This window comes from Pseudovibrio sp. JE062, assembly GCF_000156235.1.
In the GTDB taxonomy this organism is placed as follows: Bacteria; Pseudomonadota; Alphaproteobacteria; order Rhizobiales; family Stappiaceae; genus Pseudovibrio.
The window spans coordinates 258,897-267,137 of sequence record NZ_DS996805.1; the positions used below are offsets into that span (position 1 = coordinate 258,897).

At 51.4% G+C, this 8,241-nt stretch carries 7 protein-coding genes; 5 read left to right on the forward strand and 2 right to left on the reverse strand.

Translation table 11 applies throughout. The features are described from left to right. The coding region (locus PJE062_RS01185; RefSeq protein ID WP_037035771.1) for a M3 family metallopeptidase at positions 1 to 1,686 on the reverse strand (1,686 nt) is incomplete at its 3' end. A gap of 210 nt (positions 1,687 to 1,896) precedes the next feature. Continuing rightward, positions 1,897 to 2,451 (reverse strand): CAP domain-containing protein, encoded by a 555-nt coding sequence (locus PJE062_RS01190; RefSeq protein WP_208982092.1) that lies wholly within the window; start codon positions 2,449 to 2,451, stop codon positions 1,897 to 1,899. 525 nt (positions 2,452 to 2,976) lie between these two features. On the opposite strand from PJE062_RS01190, the gene PJE062_RS01195 reads away from it, so the two are divergent. From PJE062_RS01195 to PJE062_RS01215, 5 genes are all read left to right on the forward strand, one after another. Beyond that, positions 2,977 to 4,512, forward strand: a complete 1,536-nt coding sequence (locus PJE062_RS01195; protein WP_208982093.1) for a glycosyltransferase family 39 protein — start codon at positions 2,977 to 2,979, stop codon at positions 4,510 to 4,512. Beyond that, complete coding sequence (locus PJE062_RS01200; protein WP_008547041.1) at positions 4,509 to 5,558, forward strand: phosphatase PAP2 family protein; 1,050 nt, start codon at positions 4,509 to 4,511, stop codon at positions 5,556 to 5,558. The genes PJE062_RS01195 and PJE062_RS01200 overlap by 4 nt, the downstream gene beginning before the upstream one ends. 61 nt (positions 5,559 to 5,619) lie before the next feature. Next, a complete protein-coding gene (locus PJE062_RS01205) occupies positions 5,620 to 6,396 on the forward strand; it encodes a glycosyltransferase family 2 protein (RefSeq protein ID WP_008546759.1) in 777 nt (258 codons plus the stop codon). Next, positions 6,396 to 6,713 (forward strand): lipid-A-disaccharide synthase N-terminal domain-containing protein, encoded by a 318-nt coding sequence (locus PJE062_RS01210; RefSeq protein WP_008546501.1) that lies wholly within the window; start codon positions 6,396 to 6,398, stop codon positions 6,711 to 6,713. Before PJE062_RS01205 ends, PJE062_RS01210 begins: the two co-directional genes overlap by 1 nt. A gap of 578 nt (positions 6,714 to 7,291) precedes the next feature. Further along, positions 7,292 to 8,241 (forward strand): amino acid ABC transporter substrate-binding protein (locus PJE062_RS01215; RefSeq protein WP_037035950.1); only part of this gene is annotated, 950 nt, incomplete at its 3' end.

Sequence of the window (8,241 nt, forward strand, 5' to 3'; positions counted from 1 at the left end):
GATCGCCATGTCAACAATCGCAGTTGCCAGATATTCGACAGTTGCAAAGCCCTGATTGAAGTTTGCTGCTGCCAGCAGGCGTTCCAGAAGCTCTTCCGGAATGACTTCGCCAGTCTGATAGTGGCGGGCGTACTTCTTCAGGATCTCCGGCTGGTCAAGCCAGTGTTCGAAGAGCTGGGATGGCAGTTCTACAAAGTCGCGGGCCACGCTGGTGCCAGACACAAGCGGGTGGGTGACGTTGGACATGAGGCCGTGGAGGCCATGACCAAACTCGTGGAACAGCGTGCGTGCATCGTCAAAGGTCAGAAGGGTTTGTTCGCCTTCCGGTGCTTTTGAGAAATTCATCACGTTGACGATGATCGGACGGATGTCGTCTTTCAGCTTCTGCTGAGAACGGAATGCACTCATCCATGCGCCGGAACGCTTGGAGGCACGGGCAAAGTAGTCGCCGATAAAGATGCCGAGATGGCCGCCGTTTTTATCAAAGACTTCAAAGACACGCACATCGGGATGATAAACATCCTGTCCCTGCAGTTCCTTAAAGGTGAGACCAAACAGGCGGGTTGCGGTGTAGAAAGCCGCATCGATCATCTGATCCAACTGGAAGTACGGTTTGATTTCCGCTTCATCCAGATCATGTTTTGCGCTGCGTACTTTCTCAGAGTAGTAGCGCCAGTCCCATGGAGCGATTTCGATGTTGTCGCCTTCGGACTGTGCCATGTCCTGAAGGTCTGCTGCTTCTTCCAGTGCGCGTGCTTTGGCCGGGCCCCAGACGTTGGTCAGCAAGTCGTCGACTGCGCCGGTGGTCTTGGCCATCACATCATCAAGCTTGAAGGCCGCAAAGCTTTCAAAGCCCAGGAGCTTGGCCTTTTCATTCCGCAGCTGCACGGTTTCGCGCACGATAGCTGAGTTGTTGGTCTCGCCAGCGTTGTCACCGCGCTTTGCCCATGCGTTGAAGGCTTCTTCGCGCAGGTCACGGCGTTTGGAGAATTGCAGGAATGGCTCAATGGAGGAACGGGAGAGGGTGATGGCGTACTTGCCCGGCTCACCGCGCTCTTCAGCTGCAGCACTGGCGGCTTTGACGAGAAACTCTGGCAGGCCTTCCAGATCGCTTTCATTCTCCAGAACCAGCTTGTAGGAGGCTTCGTCTGCCAGAACGTTCTGCGCAAAGCTGGTGCCCAGCGTGGCGAGGCGTTCATTAATCTCCGCAATGCGGGACTTACCGGTCTCATCAAGGCCAGCACCAGCGCGGTGGAAGATGGAATAGTAACGCTCCAGCACACGGTCCTGCTCAGGTGTCAGGCTGAGTGCGTCTTTCTTCGCCATCAGAGTTTCGACGCGCTTAAAGAGGGCCGGATTGAGGAGTTTTTTGGTGTTATAAGCTGCCAGTTTAGGAGAAACGCTGCGCTCAACTTGTTGCAGAGTTTCGTTGGTATCAGCCGAGGAGAGGTTAAAGAACACGCTTGCGACTTGCTCTAGGGCTTCTTCTGCCAGCTCCAGAGCTGCAATGGTGTTTTCAAATGTCGGTTCTTCAGGATTTTGAGCAATGCGATTGATGTGGTCTTCGCCTGCCTTAAAGGCTTCTTCAAAAGCACCCTCAAAGTCTTCCGGCTTGATCTGTGAGAACGGCGGAAGTCCAAACGGGGTTTTCCAATCTTGCAGAAGAACCTTTGCGGTCTCGCTCATATTCAATCTCCGATGAAACGTAAAAGCGTTTTACTCTTCCTGAAATGCAGAAAGAGCCAAACAGCTGTCATTCATAAATGGTCGCAAATGCCTGCGGGAAGGATGCCTCGTGCAGGAATAGGCGGTAGAGATCTGAATATGGGTGCTAACAGCACTTGCGTAAAGGAAGGGCGGAGAAAAATCCCCCGCGCAGTTCCTGTTTGCGGGTCTCTATTGAACAGGGAACGGTAGTGAGACTGTTGTAAAGCCTGTCGCCGTGACGGGTTTCTGAGGAGCAGCCAGTGTCATCACCCAGAAGTTCCTGTAGGTGCCGTCTGTCCTGTTGGTGCGGGCAATGCCCATGTGGGTGACGTGCTTGTTGAGCAGGTTCTTGTTGTGGTCCGGGGAGGTCTTCCATCCGGTCATTGCCGCAGAAATGTTGGCGTAGCCAGCGCCAAGGTTCTCAGCTCCTGCATAGGATTTGTAGCCGTTGGTCAGGGTACGGCTGAGCAGGCTGGAGGAGGAATGGCGCCGTGTCTTCAGTGAATCCAGACTGGCGATGTGGTCAGCCATGTCCTGCGAAACTTCCGTGAGATGCGGATCTAGCTTGATTGGGGGTAGGGCGTGTTTGGCGCGCCAAGCGTTTGTCTGGCGCAGAGCTTCCTGCTTGTTGATTGCGATGTGCTGCAGCTCAACGTCTTCTGCACTATCAATGCCCAGACTTGCACAGCCAGACAGCATTGCAGCCAACAGCAGGGCTGCAGTTCCCTTAAATTCCAATGTCACGCGCTTTTCCCGAAATGCCCGATTAGTCGATTTTATTTTAGGGCGGAATTTGGGCCGAAACTGTACTGCCCAGGATTAATCCACGTAATTCCCAGTTTCATTTGGTCTCGGCCAATTCGAAGAGGCTGAGAGCCTGCGTTTCAGGTGACCTTCAGCTTCCAAACCAACGGTACAGTCCAAGCATTTGGATGGTGCAAGTATTGAGTGAGGAGTTTTGGGGAATGGGTTCCAGATGATGTGCTGCTTATTGTTTCGGGGGAGCAATTTGCTCTTAGCTCCGTTTTTCCCGAGAGCGTGGAGGGCAGCAGGGCGGTTATGTCTGCGCAAATGAATCTTGCAGTACCCATGGATGGGAACGAAGCTGGGCCGTCCGAGCCAACAACATGGTGGCTTCGCGTTGTTGGGCGTGACTGGCTGGCACCCTTTGTTTTGCTGGTTGTGTGTTTATGCCTTTATCTGCCAGGTCTGACGTCTGTTCCGCCTCTGGATCGTGATGAGCCCCGATTTGCGCAGGCCTCCAAGCAAATGATGGAAACAGGCAATTATGTATCCATTCATTTTCAGGAGCTTGCGCGCAACAAGAAGCCCATAGGCATCTATTGGGCTCAGGTGGGTGTGGCGCAGCTTCTGGGATATGGAGAGACCGCACCAATCTGGGTTTATCGAGTACCCTCCGTTCTTGGGGCGATAGCCGCAGTCTTGCTGAGTTACTGGACAGCACGTGCCTTTTTCAGGGAACAGGAGAGTTTTATCGCGGCGTTGCTGGTCGCTCTGGCTCTCATCTTAAATATTGAAGCACATTTAGCGAAAACGGACGCAGTACTGTTGGCCTGTGTGATGCTCTCGCAAGGTGCGTTGGCGCGGATATGGCTTGCTCAGCAACGACCAGCCGTGTGGTCTTCGGCTTTGCTTTTCTGGTTAGGACTGGCGCTGGGCACCCTGATCAAGGGGCCGATCATTCTCATGGTTAGCGGGTTGACGGTTCTGTCTTTATGCCTCTGGCAGCGAAAGGTTTTTTGGCTTCGAGGGTTGGCGCCGATTATGGGCTTGCTGCTGTTCCTTGCACTGGTCTCGCCGTGGTTGGTGGCTATCTACATTGAGACTGACGGTGCCTTCTTCAGAGATGCTTTAGGTGGAGATCTATGGGGCAAGGTGGGGACCGGACGGGAGTCTCATGGGGCTCCACCGCTGACTCATCTGTTAATCAGCTTCATTATTTTTTGGCCAATCCCTTCTTTTCTCCTTGTGACTTTCAAGGGGATTAGGCAAGAATTGAATAAATTTTGTTATAGATTCTTGTTGTGTTGGCTGATCCCGTCGTGGGTCGTGTTTGAATTGGTTTCAACAAAGCTGCCTCATTACACCTTGCCCATGATGCCTGTTCTGGCGTTGTTGGTGGCAGGCGTGATGATGACAGATAGAGCAGCGAGTGCCGGTGTTGGCTGGCGATTTGCTTCTGCTGCTTTGTTTTTGCTGGTGCCGCTGGGCATCGCGATTGCCGTTGTTGTCGGACCTTTGCTGCTTGATCTATGGCCGTCTCCGCCCGGTGTTGTGCTGTGTGGGCTGGCTGTCATTGCTGCGTTATCAGCCACATCTAAGTTGTTTGAAGGAAAGCTTGTTTCTGCATTGCCGAGTGCAAGTGTTTCCGCAGTGCTGATGTTCGTTGGCTTCTGGGCATTTTCAGGCCCGGCATTGTCTACAATCTGGATTTCCTCCCGTCTGGTGGAAGCGGTTGATCAGCTTCCGGGGTGTGAGCGGAAAGAGATTGCTACAGCAGGTTTCTATGAGCCCAGCTTCGTATTTTTGCAGGGCACGCAAACAAAGCTACTCGGCGCAGAAGCTGCAGCACGTTTTCTGGCAAATGGAGGGCAGGAGACGGGCACGTCCTCCGGGATTTGCAGAATTGTGCTGGTGGAAGGACGGCAGCTGGATCGGTTTGATGCAGAAGCTCTTCGGTTGGGGATGAAGACTTCAGAGGTATCAAGTGTATCTGGCCTGAATATCAATGGCGGTAAAACATTGCTGGTACATATTTTTTCTGCGGGTGGGGCGGCGCAATGATTGATGACGGCTCCATAGACACTTTAGAGCGCCCTGTACGGGGAAAACAGAGAAACGAACAACAGGCTGATCTGAACCGTGATGCTGTCGATGCTGAGTGGGAAGAGCGGCAGACAGAAACTGAAGGCAGTCGTGAGGAAGGTGAACAGACTAGGCAGTCTGGCTTCCATCGGCTGCGCGCTTTAATGCAGGTTGCTGGTGGCAACGCGCGAAATCATATTCACTCTTTTCGTGTGATCTTAAGCAATCGCCGGAAACGTAAGCATATTGCTATTCCAGATCTGCCATCAATACTAAAACCACAGAATGTGGCTGCATTGCTTATCGCGCTGTGCGGAGTTGCAATGGTTTTTCTGGATCATAGCAGTCCCATTTGGGCTCGGAGATTGCCTGATGCTTATCATAGTGTTTTCGATGTGGTTACAGATGCGGGCAAGTCAGACTGGGTACTTATCCCGACAGGCCTATGGATTTTAGCAGTGATCTTTCGAGACTGGCAGGCTAACTCATTTCGTAGAAAAATGATCATGTCATCACTTTCTGTCTACGCAAGCTTTCTGTTCTTTGTTGTAGCAGCGAGTGGATTGCTTGCTATTGCTCTTAAATGGAACATTGGACGTGCCCGGCCATCGTTGTTTGATGAAATGGGGCCGTTAGCTTTTGAGCCATTTGCGTGGCAAGCAAAGCTTTCGAGTCTTCCAAGTGGTCACTCGACAACTGCAGGCGCATTGATCGTCGCTTTGGCTTTGTTAGCGCCCAAATATCGGTGGTTTATTGTTGTCGTTGGGAGTTGGATTGCGGTGAGCCGAATTATTGTCGGTGCACATTACCCCAGTGACGTGGCTGCTGGACTTGTGGTCGGAGGAGTCTTTTCGTATCTGAGTGCTCGATGGATGGCGCGTAGACGCTTGGGGTTCAGATATTCAAGTCAGGGTGAGTTGTTGCCTACGCTGACAAATGTCTTCAGCTCCGGGTGGTTGCGTGCGCTTAGTAATACAGGTAATACGCGAGCAGCGGGTGTGCATCATAGCTCTGAGGTATCCTAGGTACTCTTCAGGTTTTCCTTGTTGAGCTTGGGTAGATGCTGGGCCGAACGGGAAAAAATAAATGAACGACGATATTGCTGTACAGAAAATCGACGTAAGCGTCGTTATCCCTGCGAAGAATGAGAGAGATAATCTTCCTCCGCTTTTGGATGAGATTGCTGAGGCTCTGAAAGAGTATCGGTTTGAGGCGATCGTTGTTGATGATGGGTCGACTGATGATAGTCTTGATGTGCTTCAACAGTATGCGGAGAAAAACGGCTATTTACGGGTGATCCATCATAAGCGGTCTGGTGGGCAGAGTTGTTCTGTTCGTACCGGGTTGCTTCATGCGCGTGGCACTTATGTGGCTACGATTGATGGGGACGGGCAGAACAATCCTATCTACTACCGCGAGATGCTTGCCGCGATGGAAAAGGGTGGTGAGCGTGTGGGGCTTGCTGCTGGCCAGCGGCTGGGTCGCAAGGCCAGTGTTTTCAAGCGCTATGCATCTAAAGCAGCCAACAAGCTGCGTGGGGCGATTCTGAAAGACAATACACGTGACAGTGGGTGTGGTCTGAAGCTGCTTCGCCGCGATGTGTTCTTAAAGCTCCCATATTTCGACAGCTGGCACCGTTTCCTGCCAGCTCTTGTGATCCGCGAAGGATATGACGTGGTTCATGTGGATGTGGTGGACCGGGAGCGAGAGCACGGTGTTTCCAAATATGGGATCTTTGATCGGGCGTTGGTGGGCGTGTTGGATCTCTTTGGCGTGTGGTGGTTGCGCCGTCGTCGGAAAGTCATTCCTGAAGTGGTGATGGTGACTGAGTCGGACAAGTCTCCAGCGAAGGAGGCACATTGATGCTGGCTGGTCTTTATGAGTGGGTTTACGACGTCTTTGTAGCCCAGTGGGACTTTTGGGTTCTTTGGGGGTTCGTGGCGCAGTTCATGTTTATGATGCGCTTTATGATCCAATGGATTGCCTCTGAGCGGGTGGGACGTTCCATCGTCCCGGTGGCCTTTTGGTTCTTCTCCATCGGGGGCGGATCGCTGCTTCTGACTTACGCTATCGTCAAGAAGGATCCTGTTTTTATTGCGGGACAAGGCCTCGGATTGATCATTTATTTCCGAAATCTATGGCTTATCTACAAGGAAAAACGCCAGGATCCGAATTTCTAGGCGATTTATCCGCAATAAATGCAACCAGAATGCAATTAAATTGCTGAACGCTATTTGCCCATGGGGAAGATAGACTTCCTCGTGGGTTTTTCGTAAAATTGCGTATTATTTGTGCATATTGATTGTAAAGGTTAGTGTGAAATACGTATTTTTGAAGAAAATTGCTCCGAATTTGCGCTCAGTTTTCAAGGTTAGTTTTTTCATTGCGCTTGTAATCTAAGTAATATTTCCTCTCTATTTCAGTATTGTTTGGATTAATTTGTTTGTATGCGTATACATAACTATATTTCTCGATTTTGATTAATGGTTAAATCGCATGCATTTGAGATATAATTTGCATAGAAACTTTGCAATCGTTGATGAATATCACCTCGTAGACTAACTTATTAATAAAAACCTCTTGACGTTTTTAGAGAAATATCATCGAATGCTTGATGAGGAGTGGTTGAAGCCAATAGGGGGGCTTTAAGGGCACGCGCTGACGTGTTTGTTTCGGATGTTTTCCTAGGAGAAAGGGAACAGCCTGCTACTTCCGGTGATGAATTTTAAAATTGGACAAAAAAAGAGGCTCCAATTCTATGAAAAAAATGATCCTTCCAGTTGCGCTGGGTGCAGCGTTCGCAGCGACTTCTTTGTCCGCGGCTTCCGCTGGCACTCTTGAAGACGTGCAAGAGCGCGGCAAACTGCGTTGTGCGGTTTCTACTGGTCTTGCAGGCTTTTCCTACACTGACGAAAACGGCAAGTGGCAGGGCTTCGACGTTGACTACTGCCGTGCGGTAGCTGCTGCTGTTCTGGGTGACGCGGATGCTGTTGAGTTCTCTCCAACCACTGGTAAGACCCGCTTTACTGCGCTGGCTTCCGGTGAGGTAGACATCCTGTCCCGTAACACCACCTGGACATTCTCCCGTGACGCTGACCTGAAGTTCACCTTCCTGGGTGTGAGCTACTACGACGGTCAGGGCTTCATGGTGAAGAAGTCTCTCGGCGTTGCTTCTGCTAAAGAGCTGGACGGTGCAACCGTTTGTATCCAGACCGGTACAACTACAGAGCTGAACCTGTCTGACTACTTCACAGCTGAAGGCATGTCTTACGAGCCACTGTCCATCGAGACAAACACTGAAGGTCGTGCAAACTACCTTGCAGATGCTTGTGACGTGTACACCACCGATGCTTCCGGTCTGGCTGCTTCCCGCGCGACTTTCGAGAACGCAGACGACCACATCGTTCTGCCTGAAATCATCTCCAAAGAGCCACTCGGTCCGCTTGTCCGTCATGGCGACGATCAGTGGGCAGACATTGGCCGCTGGGTTCTAAACGCGCTGAAGATTGCTGAAGAAAAAGGCATCACCGCTGCGAATGCAGACGAAATGGCTGCGAACTCCAAAGACCCAGAAGTACTGCGTCTGCTTGGTGCTTCCGGCGAAATGGGTGCATCCGTTGGTCTGGGTAACGACTTCGCTCTCGTAGCTATCAAAGCAGTTGGTAACTACGGTGAAGTGTTCGAGCGTCACCTCGGTACACAGACCAA